Consider the following 21,685-nt stretch of genomic DNA (forward strand, 5'->3'; position numbering starts at 1 on the left):
CGTGAAGCTTTTCCAGCTGAAGGTATTTTACTTCTCTTCTCAGTTAGCGTTGTAGCTAAAACACTCAGCGAATAGAAACTGGCACAGGAGGCATGCTTTGCAAGCCGGGCTCGTACCTGTCTTGGCATTTCATCAGTAATCTACAATCAAGTTGGAATTAAAGTCAGTGATTTTACATTATGACTATTGCGAATATAAAGCTTCACTGTCGTTCATATAACTGTCACATTTTCATCTTATAGTTCTTGCCAGTAAACAAATGCCTGTAGCTGTATAAGAGAGGCTAAAAAATCCCTTTAGGAGAGATACGAATGAAGCTTAAAGCTCTAATAACAACAATTGCCCTTGCGACCGGAATCCAGGCTGCCTCTGCCAGTCAGATTGACGCTGAGATCCCCACTTATAAGAAAGCCAGTGGTGTATCAGGCAATCTGTCCAGTGTCGGCTCTGACACTCTGGCTAACCTGATGACTCTGTGGGCAGAAGATTTCAAGCGTGAATATCCTAATGTGAACGTACAGATTCAGGCTGCCGGTTCTTCTACTGCACCACCCGCTCTGACGGAAGGAACGTCCAACATCGGCCCCATGAGCCGCAAGATGAAAGACAAGGAACTGGAAGCTTTTGAGAAGAAGCATGGCTACAAGCCCACTGCTGTTCCGGTTGCCATTGACGCTCTGGCTGTTTTCGTCAACAAGGACAACCCAATCAAGGGTCTGACCATGGCTCAAGTGGACGCTATTTTCTCCTCCACCCGCAAGTGTGGTGGCGACAAAGACATCAGTACCTGGGGTGCTGCCGGTCTGGACGGAGCCTGGAAAAACCGCTCAATCCAGTTGTACGGCCGTAACTCTGTATCCGGCACTTACGGTTACTTCAAGAAGAAAGCCCTCTGCAAAGGTGATTTCCGTAACAACGTAAATGAACAGCCTGGTTCTGCTTCTGTGGTTCAGTCTGTCAGTGCATCTGTAAACGGCATCGGCTACTCCGGCATCGGTTACCAGACTTCCAGCGTACGTACTGTACCTCTGGCCAAGAAAGCCGGTCAGCCATTCGTTGAGGCAACGCCCGCTAACGCTGTCAACAACTCTTATCCACTGTCTCGTTTCCTGTACGTGTACGTTAACAAGCAGCCCAACAAGAAGTTGTCCCCTCTGGAAGGCGAATTCCTGAAGATGGTACTGTCTCAGCAGGGTCAGGAAGTCGTCGTTAAAGACGGTTACATCCCTCTGCCTGCCAAGGTGGTTGAAAAGTATCTGTCTGAACTCGATCTGTAATCACAGATTCATGAGTGATCCACACGGGGCCATCTGGCCCCGTTTTTATGGCGGGTACTCAAAGAATCATGGCGGCAATCCAGCCAAAAATAATCATCGGAATATTAAAGTGTAAAAAGGTGGGAATCACCGAATCCCGGATGTGGTCGTGCTGACCATCCACGTTCAAGCCGGCAGTGGGACCAATGGTAGATTCTGAAACCGGGGAGCCTGCATCACCTAATGCTCCTGCGACTCCCACAAGACAGGCTATCGCCAGTGGCGTAAATCCAAGTTCCATGCCCAGTGGCACATAAAGGGTGGCAATAATCGGAACCGTAGAGAACGAAGAGCCAATACCCATAGTGATCAGTAACCCGACCAGAAGCATAAGAATGGCCGCAAGAGCCTGACTGCCTCCCACAAACATCTGTACCTGACTCACCAGCTCTGGAATATCACCTGTTGAGCGGAGCACTTCCGCAAAACCTGCGGCCGAGATCATGATGAAGCCAAAAGCTGCCATCATGCGCAGACCCTCATTGAATACCTCATCTGCTTCCCGCCAGCAGACGACTCGCCCAATGACCATGGTAATAAAGCCCAGTGCAGCAGCGAGAACCATGGACCCGGTTGTCAATTGACTCACCAGCACCAGAACAATGGCTATGACAGAGGTAATAATGGCAGGCTTGCTTAACTGAATATCTTGTTCATGAATCAAAATGGTCTCTTCTACACGATAGGTTCTGGACTTTCGGTAACTGAAAAAAACAGCCAGCAACAACCCCAGGAACATACCCAAAACGGGAATCGCCATCGCCAGCGGCATCTGGCTCAGTTCAATATCCAGCCCATTCTCCTGAAGGTTGCCACCAAGAATCTGATTCAGATAGACATTGCCAAAGCCTACAGGAAAAATCATATAGGTCGCGGTAAGGCCAAAGGTAAGAAGACAGACCACCTGACGACGATCAATCGCCATAGCACTGAATACCGATAACAAGGGAGGAATCAGTATGGGAATAAAGGCTATGTGGATAGGTATCAGGTTCTGGGAAGAAAAAGCCATCAACACAAGCGCCAGAAACAGGCTGTACTTTAGCTTCACATTATTGTGCGAGTTGTTGCTGTTCTTTACTTTGCGGATGATCTTTCCAGCCATCCACTCAGGTATGCCGGAGCGGGCGATGGCCACAGCAAAAGCACCCAGCATGGCGTAACTGATAGCAATGCCTACGCCACCGCCCAAACCTCTGGAGAATGCCTCCAGAGTCTGGAAGATATCCAGACCACCGATCACTCCCCCGGCCAGAGCCCCCACAAACAGTGCCAGAACCACATTAACCCGCAACAAGCTCAACGCGAGCATGACGGCAACCGCCAGAATCACTGCGTTCATATTAATTCCAAATTGTATTTTATCGTTATAACGGCCAGCGGCTATCTATAGTGAAGCATGGACAATAGCGGCATTACCAGATTGTAGTTAATTGGTTTATTTTTCGCGCAAATAGAGAATTAGCAGGCCAAATAACTATAAAGTGAAGAAATATCCCTGAAAACGCAGGCTGGAATCAATTCTCTGGCGAGTTGCTCTTATATTGATCAACTAATGGCCTGAGTGCCCGTGCCTGCTGAGCAATGGTCGGATCACCGCTATCTTCTGCATTGCTCAACCTTACATAGACATTATTGTCATCTTCAGGCCAGCAGGTTCTTGTTCCTGTCTGCATTTGTAATACCAGATGTTGCACAGAGAACAAATGAACGGTTGGCTCAATGGCTCGTGCCCGCTCAGCAAGGTCCCGATCATTGCTTCGCTGTGCACTACTCAACCTTGTATAGATATATCTGTCATCATCAGGCCAGGTCTCACTCCCCGCCTGCACTTGTGCCAACAGATGCCGCACAGAGTAATAATTAACCAATGGCTCAAGTGCTTCTGCCTGCTCAGCAATGACCAGATCATTACAATCCCTTGCAATACCCAACCATGTATGGATATAACTGTCATTCCAGGCCTCATCCTCTGCCTGCACTTGAGATACCTGATGCTGTACAGCGTACAAATTAGCTAATGGATAAATTGCCCGCGCCTGCTTTGCAATGGCCGGATCAGGGTTGTCTACCAGCATTCTCAACGACCCTAGATGGATAAAACCCTCACATCCGGGCCAGGTTCTATTCCCTGCCCGCACTTGCAACACCAGACGCTGCGCAGAGTACAATTTTACTAATGGATAAATTGCCCGTGCCTGCTCTGCAATGGCTGAATTATTACAAAATAGCGCAGCATTCAACCTTACGAAGATACTATAGTCATCTTCAGGCCAGGTCCCTCTACCTAGCAGCATTCCCATCACAATATGAATCACCTCTTGCAGTCCTTTCCGGATCTCTTTCCATGTCAGAAAATCACCCAAAGCGCTCTGATCATGCCGACAATATGGGCAGAAACGATTCCCTTCCATGTTAACTTCTCCTGTCAGCCACCGTTTCAGGCATTCCAGATGGAACAAATGCAAACATGACGTTTTCATCACGTCGTCAGATTGTTCTAAATTAAGCAGGCATACGCTGCAAGTTTCCCCAACATATTCAACTCCCTGCGCTTCTTCAAAATCATTCGAATCAGATTGAGGCAGCATAAATACCGGATACAACATAACTGTTTCTGGCTGATGCATCTGCCCATGACCAGACAAATCTTTCCCCGATAGTTCAGCAAGCAGTTCCGAGGCATCTAACGGCACCCGACTGAATAACGACCTGTTGAATGCCATCTTCTGTGTAATACCTGCCAAAGCCGCAGATAAATCTTTGTCACTGACGAATGGTCTGGATTGACCGGAAGTGGTGGGATATCCATTATAAAGCCATTGTTTCAGCCGCTGACTGATCCCGAGCAGCACTGACAGGTAGTCAAACTGCCAGTCGGGCATATTAAACAATCCCTTGCCGGAAATGCCCGGTATAAATAGAGGAGGGGGTGGTGGGTCAGGTGGAAATCCGCCTCCTGATAATCGCAAGGCGGATTCAGGTGTTGATGTGGGCCATTCAGGCAGAGCAAAACCCGTGCTATTTTTCTCTCTCTTCTCAAAAACATTCTCTAAAGACATCAGCCACTGCCACAGAGCTGACAGGAGAGAACCAGGCTGCTGGAGAAATGAACCTTTACCGTCATCAATTGACCAGACCGGTGAGGGCTGATCAAACCATTGCCCTTCTGCCTGCTTTACTTGGTTGCTATCTGTTGCCCGGTCACTCTCCTTACTGGCGGTTCTGTCTACTTGCCATTCAGGGCTGATACACACAAAGCTTCTCTGTTCCGTTGCGGGAATATAAATATCGCGATTCAGAAAATAACAGGTAAACGAAGCCTCAGCTATCGGCACCCCAAAAGCGACTGCAATGGTCGCCAGAAAGATCAAGAGTGTACATATGAATGAAAACGGCTTTAAGTCACACACAAACTTCCGCATTTGTTCAGTGGAAGCCTGATTGTAGCTCATTGTGCGGACACACCTGCCTGAATATTGAAGCAGAGAGGTCTCGCTGAAAAAGCAGCCTGGAATCAATTCCCTGACGACTTACTCTTATATTGATCAACTAATGGTTTAAGTGCCCGCGCCTGCTGAGCGATGTTCGGATCAGTGCATTTTTCTGCGCTACTCAACCTTAAATAGACATTATTATCATCTTCAGGCCAGCTAACCCTCAATCCTTTCTGCATTCGTGACACCAGTTTCTGCACGGAGTAAAAATTAACGGCTGGCTCAAGTGCCCGTGCCTGTTCAGCAATGGCCGGATCATCGCTTCCTTGTGCACTTCTCAACCTTGTATAGATATCAATGTCGTCATCAGGCCAGATATCTCCCCAAGCCTGCCTCAGCGACAACAGATTCCTGACAGAGTAAAAATTAACCAATGGCTCAAGTGCTTCTGCCTGCCCAGCAACAGCCAGATCATTGCTAGCTTTTGCAATCCTCAACTCTTCATGGATATGCCAGTCATTATCGGGCCAGGTCTCTCTCCCTGCCCGCATTTGTGACACCTGATATTGTAAAGCGTACAAATTAGCTAATGGATAAATAGCCCATGCCTGCTCAGCAATGGCTGGATCGGGGTTATTTATTAATCTCCACAACGACCCCATGAGATGACTCTCATCTCCAGCCCAGCTTCTTTTCCCAGCCTGTATTTGTGATATCAGATGCTGCGCAGAGTACAAATTCACTAATGGATAAAGTGCACTTGCCTGCTCAGAAGTGGGAACATTATCGCCATATTCCCTCCATGCCTTACTAATGGTTCCATCAGTACCATATGACCCAAGATTTAACCCAACACTCAGGCGTGCTAAGAAATGGTCATCAGTACCAAAAAAGGCAACATTCAGCATTTCGAAGATACCACGGTCATCGTCTGGCCAGCCCCCTTTTCCTGCTTGCATTTGTGACACCAGATGCTGCACAGAGTAAAGAAAAATTGTCGGCTTAAGTGCCCTTGCCTGCTTAACAATGGCCGGAACATTACTGTCCAGTGCCATTCTGAACCTCAGAGCGATATCACGCTCATCGTCAGGCCAGGTCTTTCTCCCTGCTTCTATTTGTGACATCAGATGTTGCAGGGAGTACAAACAAACAGAAGGCCAAAGTACCCGCACCTGCTCAGCAATTTCCGGATCATCGATACCTTTTGCCATTCTCAACTCTAAAAAGATATGCCCATCATTGTCAGGCCAGGTCGCTCTACCTGACTGCACTTGTGACACCAGATGCTGCACAGAGTAAAAGTTAACTAATGGCCAAAGTGCCTGTATCTGCTCAGTGATGGCCGGGTCACTGCTAGCTCCTGCACGAATCAGCCTTTCATAGATATACCTGTCATTCTCAGGCCAGGTCCCTCTTTCTAAAAGCATTTCCGTCACAATATGAGCCACCTCTTGCATTTCTTTCTGGATCAGAAAGTCACCCAGAGCACTCTGATCCTGCCGACAATATGGACATAAATGGTTGCCTTTCATGTTAATTTCTTTTGTTAGCCACCGTTTCAGGCAGTCCATATGGAACAAATGCAAACACGACGTTTTCACCAAGTCGTCAGATTCTTCAAAGTTATTCCGGCATGCTCCGCAAGTTTCCCCAACATATTCAACCCCCTGCGCTTCTTCAAAGTCATTCGAATCAGATTGAGGCAGCATAAATACGGGATATAACATAACTGTTTCTGGCTGGTGCATCTGCCTGTGACCAGACAAACCTTTCCCCGATAGTTGAGCAAGCAGTTCCGAAGCATCTAACGGCGCCTGACGGAATGACGAACTGTTGAACGCCCTCTTCTGTGTAATCTCTGCCAAAGCCGCAGATAAATCTTTGTCACTGACGAATTGTCCGGATTGACCGGGAGTGCTGCGATATCCATCATAAAACCATTGTTTCAACCACTGCCCGATCCTGAACAGAGCTGACAGGTAGTCAAGCTGCCAGTCAGGCCTATTAAACAATCCCTTGCCAGGAAGGCCCGGCATAAATGGTGGAGGTGGTGGGTCGGGTGGAAATCCGCCTCCTGATAATCGCAAGGTGGGTTCAGGGGTTGATGTGGGCCATTCTGGCAGTGCAAAGCCTGTGCTATTTTTCTCTCTTATCTCAGGAACAATCTCCGAAGACATTAGCCACTGCCACAGAGATGACAAGAGTAAAACGGGCTGCTGGAGAAATGAGCCTTTAACGTCATCAGTTGACCTTACTGGTGAGGGCAAGAGCAGAGAGCCTTCAGGCACAAAGCAGACAAAATCGGATATCAGATAAGCCTCTTGATCAGACGTCCCATTTACGACGACGAGCAGAAGTCCTTGAGAGTTGTCAGCAGCAAATCCAATGACTGCCAGAGAGATCAAGAACTTACAAAAGAAAATGGTTTTAAGTCGCACACAAACTTTCGCTTTTCTTCAGTCGGAGCCTGAGTGTAGCTCATAGTGCGGGCACACCTGCCTGAGATATTGAAAAATGCTTTTTTTCTTGATCTATCATTCTCTTGTTCTGAATTTCCCCTTCAGGAAAAACACAAAACAGATGTAAGGATTAAGTTTTGAAAAAAACACTCTCTTCGTCATTGCTGTTATTGCTGGCGTGGCTGACTGTTACCTGTCACGCCGAATCATCAGAAAGACATTTTATTGTCGAGTTCGGCAACACCCCTCTGGGCGCCAAACCTTATTCATGGATACCCGTATTAGAGGCAATGGCTGCTTTCGGCTTGCTTATGTATGGCCGAGGACACTACGGGCAACAAAACCAACCACAAAGTCAGCCACAAAGCCAGCCATCTCAATCGCAAGCCTCAGGAATAATTCCCCATCATGCAGCTGCTTTCTCCAGCCTCATGTCTTCCGGCTCTGGGGGCGGTCACCAGGACCCCAAACAATCCCGACATACTTTGGGTTTAAATTGTTTCGTCGATTCCTGTCATGGTGTTTGTCGATTCCTGTCACAGGGTTTTGAAAGAAGTTCGACGGGCCACACTCATCATGACACGACAGAAACGCAAAGAGATAAGCTGGGAACCGGTCGTTCTTTGGGTATTCACATTCCAAGAATTGCATTTCGCGAACCAGAAAACTCAGCATCAATCAGCCATCTTTTGGCTGGTCCTGACCCCGCGACTTGGCCTGAACCTATGGTGAAAATCGTCTGGACACGTTCACTTGCCACACAGTTCCCCCTTGAGCGATTTCGGCCATACGGCGTTATGGTAAGCGACATTGATGGTTATCTTAGGGAGCTTGGGAACCATACTATGAGTTTTAATTGTTCCTTCGATTCCTGCAATGGCTTTTGCAGACTCGGACAATACGACGGTGGTGGATCAACTGAAGAGTCGCTGAAATCCGAAGTAAGTTCGGCGAAACAAACTCATCACGGGATGACAGAATCACAAACCCTTCAGCCACAAGCTGGTGGACATTCGTTTTTTGACGCCCTATTAGCCGGGTTATTCCCAATTTCGCAATCTTCGCCAATAAATAATCATTCAACGGAGCCTGCGGGCACCCTGGAATATTCCAGCGACACCTATGGAGCAGGGTGGGATGTTGATTCCGATATGGATGTCGATCCCTATGAAGAGTAGTACGACATTGGTCGTCACAAAACTCTAAGACCTGAGCAGACAGACTGAACTTGCCAGAAGGCTGAGGTTCAAAGCTTTCGGTTACAACGACTTTTCCTCATGGGTACAATCTGTGTACACTCGTAGAGAATCGTTACCCACTGATAACCAGATTGAAGCAGAGAGGTCTCGCTGAAAAAGCAGCCTGGAATCAATTCCCTGACGACTTACTCTTATAATGATCAACTAATGGTTTAAGTGCCCGCGCTTGCTGAGCAATGGCCGGATCAGTGCATTTTCCTGCACTACTCAACTTTAAATAGACACTATTATCATCTTCAGGCCAGCTAACCCTCAATCCTTTCTGCATTCGTGACACCAGGTTCTGCACGGAGTAAAAATTAACGGCTGGCTCAAGTGCCCGTGCCTGCTCGGCAATGGCCGGATCATCACTTCCTTGTGCACTTCTCAACCTTGTGTAGATATCACTGTCGTCATTAGGCCAGATATCTCCCCAAGCCCGATTCAGTGACAACAGATTCCTGACAGAGTAAAAATTAACCAATGGCTCAAGTGCTTCTGCCTGCTCAGCAACAGCCAGATCATTGCTAGCTTTTGCAATACTCAACCTTTCATGGATACCCCTATCATTTTCAGGCCAGGTCTCTCTCCCTGCCCGCATTTGTGACACCTGATATTGTAAAGCGTACAAATTAGCTAATGGATAAATGGCCCGTGCCTGCTCAGCAATGGCCGGGTCAGGGTTATTTTCTAATCTCCACAACGACCCCAGGTACCCCAGGTGATCACTCCGGTCTCCAGGCCAACTCCTTTTCCCAGCCTGCACTTGTGAAATCAGATGCTGCGCAGAGTATAAATTCACTAATGGATAAAGTGCACTGGCCCGCTCAGCAGTGGCTGCATTATCGCCATATCCCCTAAATTCCTCACGAATGGTTCCATTAGAACCAAATTTCGCAATATTCACGTCCAGGAAGAAATGTTCATCAGTACCAAATAAGGCAACATTCAGCATTTCGAGGACACTATCGTCATCTTCAGGCCAGACCCCTGTTCCTGCCTGCATTTGTGACACCAGATGCTGCACGCAATACAGAAAAATTGCCGGCTTAAGTGCCCGTGCTTGCTCAACAATGGCCGGATCATTGCTGTCCAGTGCCATTCTCAACCGTAGGAAGATAACACTGTCATCGTCAGGCCAGGTCTTTCTCCCTGCTTCTATTTGTGACATCAGATGTTGCAGGTAGTACAAACAAACTGACGGCCAAAGTGACCGCACCTGCTCAGCAATTTCCGGATCATCGATAGCTTCTGCCATTCTCAACTCTAAAAAGATATGCCCATCATTGTCAGCCCAGGTCGCTCTCCCTGACTGCACTTGGGACACCAGATGCCGCACAGAGTAAAAATTAACTAATGGCCAAAGTGCCCGCACCTGCTCAGCGATGGCCGGATCATTGCTGACTCCTGCATGGATCAGCCTTTCATAGATATACCTGTCATTTTCAGGCCAGGTCCCTCTTTCTAAAAGCATTTCCGTCACAATATGAGCCACCTCTTGCATTTCTTTCTGGATCAGAAAGTCACCCAGAGCACTCTGATCCTGCCGACAATATGGACATAAATGGTTGCCTTTCATGTTAATTTCTTTTGTTAGCCACCGTTTCAGGCAGTCCATATGGAACAAATGCAAACACGACGTTTTCACCAGGTCGTCAGATTCTTCAAAGTTATTCCGGCATGCTCCGCAAGTTTCCCCAACATATTCAACCCCCTGCGCTTCTTCAAAGTCATCCAAATCAGATTGAGGCAGCATAAAAACGGGATACAACAAAACTGTTTCTGGCTGATGCAACTGCCTGTGACCAGACAAATCTTTCCCCGATAGTTGAGCAAGCAGTTCTGAAGCATCTAACGGCGCCTGACGGAATGACGAACTGTTGAACGCCCTCTTCTGTGTAATCTCTGCCAAAGCCGCAGATAAATCTTTGTCACTGACGAATTGTCCGGATTGACCGGGAGTGCTGCGATATCCATCATAAAACCATTGTTTCAACCACTGCCCGATCATCAACACAGCTGACAGGTAGTCAAACTGCCAGTCAGGCCTATTAAACAATCCCTTGCCAGGAATACCCGGCATAAATGGTGGAGGTGGTGGGTCGGGTGGAAATCTGCCTCCTGATAATCGCAAGGCGGATTCAGGTGTTGATGTGGGCCATTCCGGCAGTGCAAAGCCTGTGCTGTTTTTCTCTCTTTTCTCACTAACATTCTCCGAAGAGATTAGCCACTGCCACAGAGATGACAGGAGGGCAACTTTAACGTCATCAGTTGACCTTGCTTGTGAGGGCGCATCAAACCATTGCTTTGCCTTTCCTTCTTGCGTTGCGGGAATACCAATAAGAAGTCCTTGAGAGTTGTCAGCAGCAAATCCACTGGCTGCCAGAGAGATCAAGAATGTAAATATGAAAGAAAACGGTTTTAAGTTGCACACAAATTTTCGCTTTTCTTCAGCTGGAGCCTCAGTGTAGCTGATACTGAATAGAGTGCGGTTTGGCTGCGGTGTTTTTCAGACAGCGTGTCCGGTCACGGCTATCTATCGCTCAATACCGGGTATACTGTCCCAAGATACTGAGAGTGGCGGCTTGAGTACTCAACTCCCATTTTTTTCAATTCTGTCATATTTCTGTAACACAGACCTTTTAAGGTACGCTCAATAATCTCTGCGACCAGTGCCATGTACCAACCAATAATAGAAGACAGCCCTGGTGTCGATTACAACACCCCGGCTCATAAACGTCATCAGTCACTTCGCTTTCTCAAAGATCACCTGACCCGGTGGGGTGTAGCCGTTGGTGGCCTCGGTGTTATTGCCGCCATTCTGCTGATCTTCATCTATCTTCTGTACGAAGTTGGGCCTTTATTCAAAAGTGCAGAAATTGAACAAAGCAGTACCTGGACACAGACGATCACAGGGGAGCAGCGCCCTCTCTATCAGAGTATGGAAGAACAGGCTGAACTGGCTTTTTCCATCACTGCCGACGGTGCCCTGACTTTTTCATCCACCCGAACCGGAGGGCAGAAATATCGCTATTCCCTGCCCCTTCCTGCCGGGACCTCAGTCACCACAATTAACAATGATCCATCCGGTAGCAACCTCCTGGCTGCGGGTCTGAGTAATGGTCAGGTCATCATTTTCAAGCACGGCTATCAAATTACCTGGCCTGATGACAAGAGGCTGATCACGCCAAGGGTCACCTACCCATATGGTGAGGAAGCGATTGATCTGATAACGGATAATGAGGCTGTTTCACACCTGAGTATCAGTGATAGTGAAGATCAGCTGCTACTCACCGGTTATGGTGACAAGCGCCTCTATATGACCGCTTTTAGCAAGGAAGAAAACTTCCTGACGGAAGAAGTCACGCTTGAAGAAATGAGTGTCACTCTGCCCGAAGTGGATGGACCTGTTCACGATGTACTGATTGCTCCGGATCAGCACTGGCTTTTTGTTCAATCCGGTGCTGATGGCCTGACACTGATCGATATCAGCAACATCAATCAGCCTCACGTCGTGTCAGAGACTGACCTGACTAACGACTCGGCCAGAGTAACAACCATGACATTCCTGTTGGGTGGAGTTTCTCTGCTGATAGGCGATGACACCGGCATGGTCAGCCAGTGGTTCATGGTCAGAGATGAACAAAACCAGTGGCACCTGCAAAGAATTCGCGAGTTCGAGCTGGCCGGTGAACCTATTATGCAGATAGTGCCTGAGCATCGCCGCAAGGGCTTTCTGGCAGCCGATGACAAGGGTAATGTTGGCATCTTCTACACCACAGCCAACAGAACCCTGCTGACTGAGAAGCTGACCGACGGTCCTGTTGAGCAACTGGTTATTGCCCCCCGTAGCAACTACATGCTGGTGAGTAGCAATGGCTCTACCGAATTCTGGCGTGTTGAAAATGAACATCCGGAAGTATCCTTGTCGGCTCTCTGGGGTAGAGTCTGGTATGAGGGTTATGAGAAGCCTGAATATATCTGGCAGTCGTCTGCATCGAATAATGACTTTGAGCCAAAGCTGAGCCTGACCCCTCTGGCCTTCGGCACTCTCAAGGCCGCCTTTTACGCCATGTTACTGGCTACACCTCTGGCAATAGCCGGAGCCATCTATACGGCTTACTTCATGGCGCCAGCCATGCGTCGTAAAGTAAAGCCTGTCATTGAGTTGATGGAAGCACTGCCTACGGTCATTCTGGGTTTTCTGGCCGGTCTCTGGCTGGCCCCCCTGATCGAAAACAGTCTGGCAGGAATATTTGCACTCTTGTTGATTGTTCCAATCGGCATATTGCTCTTTGCTTTTGCCTGGGACTCCATGCCCGGTAAAATCCGCCACGCCGTCCCGGAGGGTTGGCAAGCAGCCCTGCTCATCCCTGTGGTACTGATCAGTGGTGCTATTGCCATGAACCTGAACGGTACCATTGAAGCAACCTTCTTTGATGGTGACCTGAGAACCTGGCTGACCACTGATCTGGGCATTCCTTACGATCAGCGCAATGCTCTGGTAGTGGGACTGGCAATGGGCTTTGCAGTGATCCCCACCATTTTTTCTATCGCTGAGGATGCCATTTTCAGTGTTCCCAAACATCTGAGTTATGGCTCCCTGGCACTGGGTGCGACGCCTTGGCAGACCTTGATGCGGGTGGTATTGCTGACCGCCAGCCCGGGCATATTCTCTGCCGTGATGATTGGTATGGGCCGCGCCGTGGGTGAAACGATGATCGTACTGATGGCTACCGGCAACACGCCCATCATGGACGCCAATATCTTCGAAGGCATGAGAACCCTGGCTGCCAACATTGCTGTTGAAATGCCTGAATCCGAAGTCGGCAGCAGCCACTATCGAATTCTATTCCTTGCTGCACTGGTGCTTTTCCTGTTCACCTTTGTCGTTAATACCGCTGCCGAGATGGTTCGTCATCGACTGCGCAAGAAGTACAGTTCGCTTTAAGGAAGGAGCCGGAACATGAGTAATAAAATAACCAAGTGGTACCAGACTGGCTCCCCCTGGGTTTGGCTTAATGCCGGAGCGGTGGCCATCAGTGTGATTCTTGTTGTCGGCCTTCTGGGTTTGATAGCGATCCGGGGTCTGGGTCACTTCTGGCCAGCACAAATTCTGGTGGCAGACTATGCCCCTCCCGGCCAGGAAGCCCGCTTGATTGCTGGAGAAATAGCAGACACTGAAACTGTTTCTGCAACCCGCCTTGAGGCGGCAGGTCTGCCGGTACCAAAGGGAATGGAAACACTGACCCGTGATCTGCTGAAAGTCGGTAACAGAGATGTTTCAGGCTCAGACTTTGCCTGGGTCATTGATCTTTGGCTTGAGAATCGCCGTTACCCTGAAAATATCATTGCTCTGGAACGCAGGGAGTGGGGTAACTTCTACGGTTATCTGAACAACATCAAACAGGATGGCAAAGTTGTTGTAGAAGGTGAAGCAGCCTGGCCAGAGTTCCAGAAGAGACTGAACAGAGCCCTGTCTATCTACGACGAAATCTACGCCATCGAAAAGCACGAAATAGGTTCAGTCAACAGCAAGCTGGAGCGTCTCCGTTTGGAACAGCGAGCCCTCGAACTTAATGGTACAGATACCCCTCAGGCCCTCGCCGATATCGAAGCACAACGCAGGGTATTTCAGGCTGAATATAAGGTGATGGAAGCCAGGCTGGGTGATCTTTATGTGGCTTTCAATCGTGATAGTCTGGTGGTTACAACCATTGATGGTACAGAGATTGAGCAATCTTTTGGCAAAATCGTCCGGGCCTATAAACCCAATGCCATGACCCTGACCCAGAAAATGTTTTTCTATCTCGACAAGGTCGGCGAATTTATCACTGACGATCCCAGAGAAGCAAACACGGAAGGGGGGGTTTTCCCGGCTATTTTCGGTACGGTCATGATGGTGATTCTGATGTCGATCATCGTGACCCCTTTTGGTGTAATAGCGGCGGTCTACCTCCGCGAATACGCCAATCAGGGTTGGCTGACCCGAACTATTCGCGTGGCCGTAAACAACCTGGCGGGCGTCCCTTCCATTGTGTACGGTGTATTTGGTCTTGGTTTCTTCATCTATTTTGCCGGAAGCCAGATTGACCAGTTATTTTTCCAGGAAGCACTGCCAGCACCGACCTTTGGTACACCGGGATTACTCTGGGCATCGATTACTCTGGCCTTATTAACATTACCTGTTGTTATTGTTGCCACCGAGGAGGGGCTATCACGCATTCCAAGCTCTGTCCGTGAGGGCAGTCTGGCGCTGGGGGCGACCAAAGCAGAAACACTCTGGCGAGTCGTTCTGCCCATGGCCAGCCCTGCCATGATGACAGGATTGATCCTGGCTGTTGCCCGTGCCGCTGGGGAAGTTGCACCTCTGATGCTGGTTGGCGTGGTGAAACTGGCTCCCAGCTTGCCTCTGGATACTAATTATCCTTTCCTGCATCTGGATCAGAAATTCATGCACCTGGGCTTCCATATTTACGATGTCGGCTTCCAGAGTCCTAACGTAGAAGCGGCCAGACCACTGGTTTACGCCACCGCTCTGCTGCTGGTTATTGTCATCGCGGTTCTTAACCTTTCAGCAGTAGCTATTCGCAACCATTTGCGTGAAAAATACAAGAGTCTGGAAGCGTGAGATTAATTTGCTACAAAAAAGTTTCCCTGACTGAGCCAGGAAGGTTTAATTAAAGGTAACATCATGCTGGATGAGGCACTGGACTTGAATACACCCACCCGGACAGAGAACCAAAAGAGTAGAGCCACTCCCGAGGAGACCAGCTCAACTCCGGCGTTTAATCTCGACAGCCTGGGACGTAGCCGTCGCAAGCTCAGCCTGCAGCAGGAAGAAAAATGTCTGGATATCAGAAATTTGAACCTGTTTTACGGTGAGAAGCAGGCACTGCACGATATTTCCCTGACCATTCCGAAACGCAGGGTAACCGCGTTTATTGGTCCATCAGGCTGTGGTAAATCCACGCTGTTGCGCAGTATGAACAGAATGAATGATCTGGTGGAAGGCTGCCGCGTCAAAGGTGAAATTCAGCTGGATAACCAGAATATCTATCAGAAGGGCGTCAATGTCGCGGACCTCCGCCGTCGTGTTGGCATGGTATTCCAGAAGCCAAACCCCTTCCCGAAGAGTATTTATGAAAATGTCGCCTACGGTCTTCGCATTCAGGGCATCAACAAAAAGCGTGTTCTGGATGAAGTCGTAGAGTGGGCCCTGCGCAATGCAGCACTTTGGGATGAAGTTAAGGATCGCCTCCATGAAAGCGCCCTGGGCATGTCCGGTGGTCAGCAACAGCGTCTGGTAATCGCCCGAACCATTGCTGTAGAGCCTGAAGTTCTTCTACTGGACGAACCGGCTTCAGCCCTGGACCCCATTTCAACATTAAAAATTGAAGAGCTGATTAACAAGCTCAAGTCCAAATTCACCATTGCCATCGTTACCCACAATATGCAACAGGCTGCTCGCGTCTCCGATTACACAGCATTTATGTATATGGGTAAGCTCATTGAATTCGATGATACGGACACGCTGTTCACAAACCCACAAAAGAAACAAACTGAAGACTATATAACCGGTCGTTACGGCTAAATGCCATAGCTATTGCCAAGAAAGCAACTGGAAAACTCATGGATACCAAAAGCGAACTTCTTAGCCATCATATTTCCCAGCAATTCAATCATGAACTGGAGGAGTTACGAAACAACCTCCTGTCCATGGGCGGGCAGGTTGAAAAGCAAGTATCCGACGCGATCAATGCCCTGATCAATGCTGACAGCGAAGGAGCTGTGGTGGTCTGCGAGAAAGACACCGACATTAACTTCATGGAACTGGCCATTGATGAAGAATGTTCCCGCATTCTGGCCAGACGCCAGCCAGCAGCCAGTGACCTCCGTCTGGTGATTGCCTGCTCCAAGGCCGCGACCGATCTGGAAAGAATTGGTGACGAGGCGGCAAAAATTGCCCGCTTTGCCATCAGTCTCACTGAACAGGGCGAAGCGCCCAAAGGTTATATCGAGACCCGCCATATTGGTAACCATGTACGACAGATGGTGCAGGATGCACTGAATGCTTTTGCCCGTTTCGATGCCGATCTTGCTCTGGCGGTTGCCAAGGAAGATAAAACCGTCGACCGGGAATACAAGAGTGCCACACGGGAACTGGTCACCTACATGATGGAAGACCCAAGATCCATTACCCGGGTGCTGAATATTATGTGGGTATTAAGATCACTGGAACGGATTGGCGATCATGCCCGCAACCTGGCGGAATACGTTATCTATCTCGTGAAAGGCAGAGATGTACGACACATTGGTATTAAAAGAATTCAGGAAGAGGTGTTTGATAAGAGTTGATCATTGAACTCTGTGAATACCATTGAATAAAAACCCGAGGCGTAACAAACTCGGGTTTTTAAGGTAATACTCAATCTTGCAAACGAAATCTCTCGTAAATGAGGTCAGTAATGGGCCGAAGATCTTTATCGTCGGCAGACACTTCATCAATTTGTTTTTGTAATGATTCTTTTTGATCCTGAAGCTCTCTGTACGTCATCTCGAAGTAAAACGGCAAAGTATTTTCCACAAAGTTGCGACCTCTTATACTCAAACAATTGATTGCACGAGCCTTGAATACTTCGCCATCTTCTGATTTCTCATCCACCTCAATAAAATTCAGCTGTGTACAGGCACGAGCAAAGTGATATAAAAAACCTTTTTCACCTAATAGCTCTTTTAATTTTTCGCTACCGACTATTGAATCTTTAACCTCATCAAAAAGAGCACCCATTGCCTGCCACATATCAACTACTGCGGCTTTACGACCTTTAGCAATGGAAAATGCTTTAAAAACAGTGGTGTCCAGCTCAAGAAGGATCTCAATTAACTCACTTGTCAATGCTTTAGCCTTATCGGAGGAAAGGTCTTCGATCCCAGCACCTCTTTCAACCAGATTTTCCAGAAAGTCATTCATCAACAATCTTGCTCTCTGCTCATTTCGTTCAAGGCGCCAGTAATGAAGTTTGACCCCAACACTCCAGGGATCGGTTTTGCGTTTGTAAATAGACTTATTAAATGACAATTCGGTCCTGGGTGATCTGCTGACTTTATCTAAAGCCGTCGATAGCGCTTCAAGGACGTGAACCAGTTTTCCAAAAATTTTTCCATATAATCTTTTACAATCATTTTTAAAACCGGAAAGACTTAAATGGCTCGCAGCAAAAGACTTAATTCCTTCAAAGCTCACAAACTACCTCCATGCCGAAAAAGCATCATATTTAGTATTTTATGTCATTAACAACAATTAAACGTCAGATATAAGACACTCTTTAATTACTTTCTTATTAATCATTTAAGACCAATAAACTACGCTAGTATTAATTCAGAAACCTTTTAACAGATATAAGCAGTACCTCTGTTATTTATTTTTTATTTCATTGGCAATGAACTATGAATTACAGTGCAGCTGCAGAAGATGCAAACGAAGAGTGGGGCATACCCGAGAGCGGCCAAAAGGAGTTTGATCCTTTACTGGAATGCCTCAGTATTCTAACCAAGCATTATGGAAAGCCCTTTTCTCACGACTCTCTTCGTGCCGGACTACCTCTGGAAAATGGCAAACTGACCGCAGAGCTGTTTTCCCGAGCAGCCCAAAGAGCGGGTCTTGCGTCGAAAACTCACAAAAGAGCGTTGAAAGATATCTCTCCTCTGGTAACGCCTGCAGTTCTTTTTCTGAAAGAACGTAAAGCCTGCATTCTGATTGATATCGATCATGAAGAAGGCAATGCCCGGGTGATTATTCCTGAAGCCGGAGAAGGTGTCAGGAACATCGACCTCCCGGATCTGGAAGAGTACTATACCGGCTACACCATCTATGTTCGCGAAAAGCACCGATATGACAAGCGTACTCCCACCACGCTGAATATTCGCTCCCGACATTGGTTTTGGGGGACGATTCTTGGCTCCTGGAGAATTTATCGTGATGTCCTGCTGGCTTCCCTACTGATCAATATTTTTGTGGTGGCCAGCCCGCTGTTTGTCATGAATGTTTACGACAGAGTGGTACCTAACCAGGCTTTTGATACTCTCTGGGTGCTGGCAGTGGGTGCCATTATTATCTTCAGCTTCGACTTCGTACTGAAAATGATTCGAAGTTATTTTATTGACCTGGCCGGGAAAAAATCGGACATATTGCTCTCATCCCGGGTTATGGAGAGAGTATTGGGTTTGAGCATGTCGGCCAAACCGGTTTCGGTCGGCTCCTTTGCCAAGAGCCTTCAGGAATTTGAGAGCATTCGGGAGTTTATCACCTCATCAACAGTGATTGCCCTGGTGGATCTCCCTTTCACCCTGATCATATTGATGGTGATTTTAATTCTGGGTGGACCACTGGCTTACATTCCCCTGCTCTGTATGGCCCTGATTGCCATTTACAGTTTTGCTATTCAAGCCCCTCTCAAGCGTTCCGTTGAGAAAACCCTGCGCTCCAACTCCCAGAAAAACGCTACCTTGATTGAAAGCCTCTCAGGCATGGAAGCCCTGAAAATTGCCCAGGCAGAGAGCGAGATTCAGTACAAGTGGGAAAAAGCGGTCGGCCACATAGCCACCTGGAGTATCAAAACCAAATTGTTGAGTTCTTCCGCATCAACGGTCAGCGCTTATGTTCAACAGATGTGTAACGTTGCGCTGGTCTCCTACGGTGTTTTCCTGATTTCTGAGGGTGACCTCAGTATGGGTGGCCTGATTGCAACCGTTATGTTGTCAGGCCGATGCCTCGCCCCCATGGCTCAGGTAGCAGGTCTTGCCACTCGTTACAACCAGGCTAAATCAGCCCTGGATGGGCTTAACGATATCATGGACATGCCGGTAGAACGTCCGGCAGACCGTGACTATGTCAATCGTCCTGAGCTGGCCGGAAGCATTGAATTTGATGGTGTTGATTTCACATACCCGGGTCAGGAGATCCAGGCCCTCAGAAACATCAATCTGCACATCAAACCTGGTGAAAAAGTAGCTATTATCGGTCGCATCGGTTCTGGCAAAACCACGATAGAGAAGCTGATTCTTGGCCTTTATGAGCCCAATGAAGGCGCCATCCGGGTCGATGGTATTGACCTGAGGCAGATCAACCCTTCAGACCTTCGTAGCAGCATTGGTTGTGTCTCTCAGGACATCACCCTGTTCTATGGCAGTATCAAGGAAAACATCACCCTCGGCGCCAGCTTCGTTGACGACGCTGCTCTGCTGAAAGCGGCTGAAATATCTGGTGTTACCGAATTCGCCAACAAGCATCCAAACGGCATGGATATGATCGTGGGCGAAAGAGGACAAAATCTCTCAGGCGGGCAGCGACAGAGTATCGCATTAGCCAGAGCTCTGTTGATGGACCCACCAATCCTGGTTCTTGATGAACCGTCCAGCTCCATGGATAACACCACCGAATTGCGAGTCAAAGAACAACTGAAAAAGCAATGCAAGGATAAAACCATTGTTCTGGTCACTCATAAGGCTTCCATGCTGGAGCTGGTTGATCGCCTGATCCTGGTGGATAACGGAAAGATTGTTGCGGACGGACCCAAGGATCAGGTTCACGCAGCCCTTAAGCAAGGCAAACTCAAAATCGAGTAACCCTGCAGCCAGCAATGAGCTGCCAATGACCTTGAATGGATTGAACAGGATCGTGCAATGAGCGAGTACAAGGACGATAAAAACACTTCTGAAATACCAGAAGATCAGCCTCATGAGACTTCGAATACTCAATCAACAACTCCGTCCCGGGAGGCAGAGTATGAAGTGAGTTCTGATGATCATGAAGTTCTGACCGAAGAAGCCGTGCTCGAAGAGCTGGAAGAACGGGACAGGCAGAGTGAAGAAGATGAAAACCTGAAGAATACTTCTTCACTGGAAGACAATGTCAGTGCAGAAGATCTGGAGTACATGTCTGATACCAGCGCTGCCATGTTAATGAAAGCCCCAAGAGGCGGCAGGCTGCTTATTTACACCATGCTGCTGGCTATTGGCTCTGCCATCACCTGGGCCAGTCTGGCACCACTGGATGAAATCACCCGGGGCATGGGAGAGGTCGTTCCCTCTTCTCATCTGCAGGTCATTCAAAACTTTGAAGGCGGCATACTGGAAGAGCTTTTTGTCCAGGAGGGTGAGCTGGTCAAGGAAGGGCAGCCGCTGCTGCAACTGGACGACACCCGCTTCAAGTCCACCTTCAGGGAAGGTGCCGTTGAGTATTACAGTGAGCTGGCCAAAGCCGCCAGACTTAGTGCTGAACTGTCCGGCAAGCCACTGAAATTTCCTCCCGAATTAAGTCATTACCAGGATTATGTGGATCGAGAGAGACAGATTTACCAGAGACGAGATGCCGGTCTTAAAGCCGAGCTTGATATTGTCAACAAACAAGCTTCTCAGGCCAAGCACGAACTGACCGCTTCCGAGTCACAACTGGAGTTTTTAACCACCAGTCTGGATCTGGGAGAAGAGGAGCTGGAATTGACCGAACCTCTGGCTGAGCAAGGCGTTATTTCTCACGTAGAAATGATTCAGCTCAGGCAGAGAGTCAACGATCTGGCCTCTGAGAAGAAGATGACAGAACTCTCCATTCCCAAGCTGAATGCAGCCTATCAGGAGGCCCTGGCACGTAAGCGAGAACTGACTGTCAAATTCCGGGAAGAAGTGGTTCAGGAGCTGAAAGACGTTGAAGTCAAACTGGACCAGATGTCTGAAACACAAACCAGTCTGGAAGATCAGGTAGTCAGGACACTGCTTCGCTCGCCGGTCGAAGGCATTGTTAAAAAGATCAATGTTAAAACCGTAGGCGGAGTTATACAGCCTGGAATGGATGTCATGGAAATTGTCCCGGTAGAGGAATCCCTGCTGGTTGAAGCCCAGATCGCTCCTAAAGATATAGGCTTTCTCAGGGAAGGCATGAAGTCTGTCGTTAAGCTGACCGCCTACGACTTTGCCGTCTATGGAGGGCTTGAAGGCTTGGTAGAGCACATAAGCGCAGACACGATAAAGGATGATAAAGGGGAAAGTTTCTACATCGTTCGCGTCAGAACCCATGAAAATCAGCTTGGCAACCCTGAAAAACCACTGGAAATCATCCCGGGTATGAAGGCTAACATCGATATTATCACCGGAGAGAAAACCCTGATGGAATATTTGATGAAGCCAATTCTCAGGGCCAGACAGAATGCTCTGACTGAGCGATAGACGCTTCAGGA

Annotated in this window: 13 protein-coding genes; 8 read left to right on the plus strand and 5 right to left on the minus strand. The window is 48.3% G+C overall.

Annotated features, from left to right (window positions below; all coding sequences use genetic code 11):
• Positions 1-311: 311 nt before the first annotated feature.
• Positions 312-1,277 carry a PstS family phosphate ABC transporter substrate-binding protein gene (locus ACOJUO_RS06120; protein WP_422139246.1) on the plus strand — a complete coding sequence of 322 codons (966 nt, stop codon included), beginning with the start codon at positions 312-314 and terminating at the stop codon, positions 1,275-1,277.
• A 58-nt stretch (positions 1,278-1,335) separates the two neighbouring features.
• Here ACOJUO_RS06120 and ACOJUO_RS06125 read toward each other — a convergent pair whose 3' ends face one another.
• The 3 genes from ACOJUO_RS06125 to ACOJUO_RS06135 all read right to left on the minus strand — a co-directional run bounded on the left by ACOJUO_RS06125 (position 1,336) and on the right by ACOJUO_RS06135 (position 6,930).
• The gene (locus ACOJUO_RS06125; protein WP_422139247.1) at positions 1,336-2,658 is read right to left on the minus strand and encodes a Na+/H+ antiporter family protein; all 1,323 of its coding nucleotides are present in this window, start codon (positions 2,656-2,658) and stop codon (positions 1,336-1,338) included.
• Positions 2,659-2,833: 175 nt separating this feature from the next.
• A complete protein-coding gene (locus ACOJUO_RS06130; RefSeq protein WP_422139248.1) occupies positions 2,834-4,771 on the minus strand; it encodes an RING finger protein in 1,938 nt (645 codons plus the stop codon).
• A gap of 62 nt (positions 4,772-4,833) precedes the next feature.
• Positions 4,834-6,930, minus strand: coding sequence for an RING finger protein (locus tag ACOJUO_RS06135; protein ID WP_422139249.1), 2,097 nt, complete (start codon positions 6,928-6,930; stop codon positions 4,834-4,836).
• A gap of 419 nt (positions 6,931-7,349) precedes the next feature.
• On the opposite strand from ACOJUO_RS06135, the gene ACOJUO_RS06140 reads away from it, so the two are divergent.
• Positions 7,350-8,390, plus strand: coding sequence for a hypothetical protein (locus tag ACOJUO_RS06140; protein WP_422139250.1), 1,041 nt, complete (start codon positions 7,350-7,352; stop codon positions 8,388-8,390).
• Positions 8,391-8,580: 190 nt separating this feature from the next.
• On the opposite strand, the gene ACOJUO_RS06145 is transcribed toward ACOJUO_RS06140, so the two are convergent.
• Complete coding sequence (locus ACOJUO_RS06145; protein WP_422139251.1) at positions 8,581-10,845, minus strand: RING finger protein; 2,265 nt, start codon at positions 10,843-10,845, stop codon at positions 8,581-8,583.
• A gap of 282 nt (positions 10,846-11,127) precedes the next feature.
• Between ACOJUO_RS06145 and ACOJUO_RS06150 the strand changes: the two genes are divergently transcribed.
• The 4 genes from ACOJUO_RS06150 to phoU all read left to right on the plus strand — a co-directional run bounded on the left by ACOJUO_RS06150 (position 11,128) and on the right by phoU (position 16,808).
• Entirely contained in the window at positions 11,128-13,401 is a 2,274-nt protein-coding gene (locus ACOJUO_RS06150) for an ABC transporter permease subunit (RefSeq protein WP_422139252.1), read from the plus strand.
• Between the two features lie 15 nt (positions 13,402-13,416).
• Positions 13,417-15,081, plus strand: a complete 1,665-nt coding sequence (gene pstA / locus ACOJUO_RS06155; RefSeq protein WP_422139253.1) for a phosphate ABC transporter permease PstA — start codon at positions 13,417-13,419, stop codon at positions 15,079-15,081.
• Between the two features lie 63 nt (positions 15,082-15,144).
• Positions 15,145-16,044, plus strand: coding sequence for a phosphate ABC transporter ATP-binding protein PstB (pstB, locus tag ACOJUO_RS06160; protein ID WP_422139254.1), 900 nt, complete (start codon positions 15,145-15,147; stop codon positions 16,042-16,044).
• A 38-nt stretch (positions 16,045-16,082) separates the two neighbouring features.
• A complete protein-coding gene (phoU, locus tag ACOJUO_RS06165; RefSeq protein WP_422139255.1) occupies positions 16,083-16,808 on the plus strand; it encodes a phosphate signaling complex protein PhoU in 726 nt (241 codons plus the stop codon).
• Between the two features lie 70 nt (positions 16,809-16,878).
• Here the strand turns inward: phoU and ACOJUO_RS06170 are convergent, their stop codons facing one another.
• On the minus strand, positions 16,879-17,697 hold the full coding sequence (locus ACOJUO_RS06170; RefSeq protein WP_422139256.1) for a hypothetical protein: 819 nt from the start codon (positions 17,695-17,697) through the stop codon (positions 16,879-16,881).
• Between the two features lie 203 nt (positions 17,698-17,900).
• On the opposite strand from ACOJUO_RS06170, the gene ACOJUO_RS06175 reads away from it, so the two are divergent.
• Positions 17,901-20,078, plus strand: coding sequence for a type I secretion system permease/ATPase (locus ACOJUO_RS06175; RefSeq protein WP_422135857.1), 2,178 nt, complete (start codon positions 17,901-17,903; stop codon positions 20,076-20,078).
• A gap of 57 nt (positions 20,079-20,135) precedes the next feature.
• Positions 20,136-21,674, plus strand: coding sequence for an HlyD family type I secretion periplasmic adaptor subunit (locus tag ACOJUO_RS06180; protein WP_422135858.1), 1,539 nt, complete (start codon positions 20,136-20,138; stop codon positions 21,672-21,674).
• Positions 21,675-21,685: the final 11 nt, after the last annotated feature.

This window comes from Endozoicomonas sp. ALC020 (genome assembly GCF_049275935.1).
GTDB lineage: Bacteria > Pseudomonadota > Gammaproteobacteria > Pseudomonadales > Endozoicomonadaceae > Endozoicomonas_A.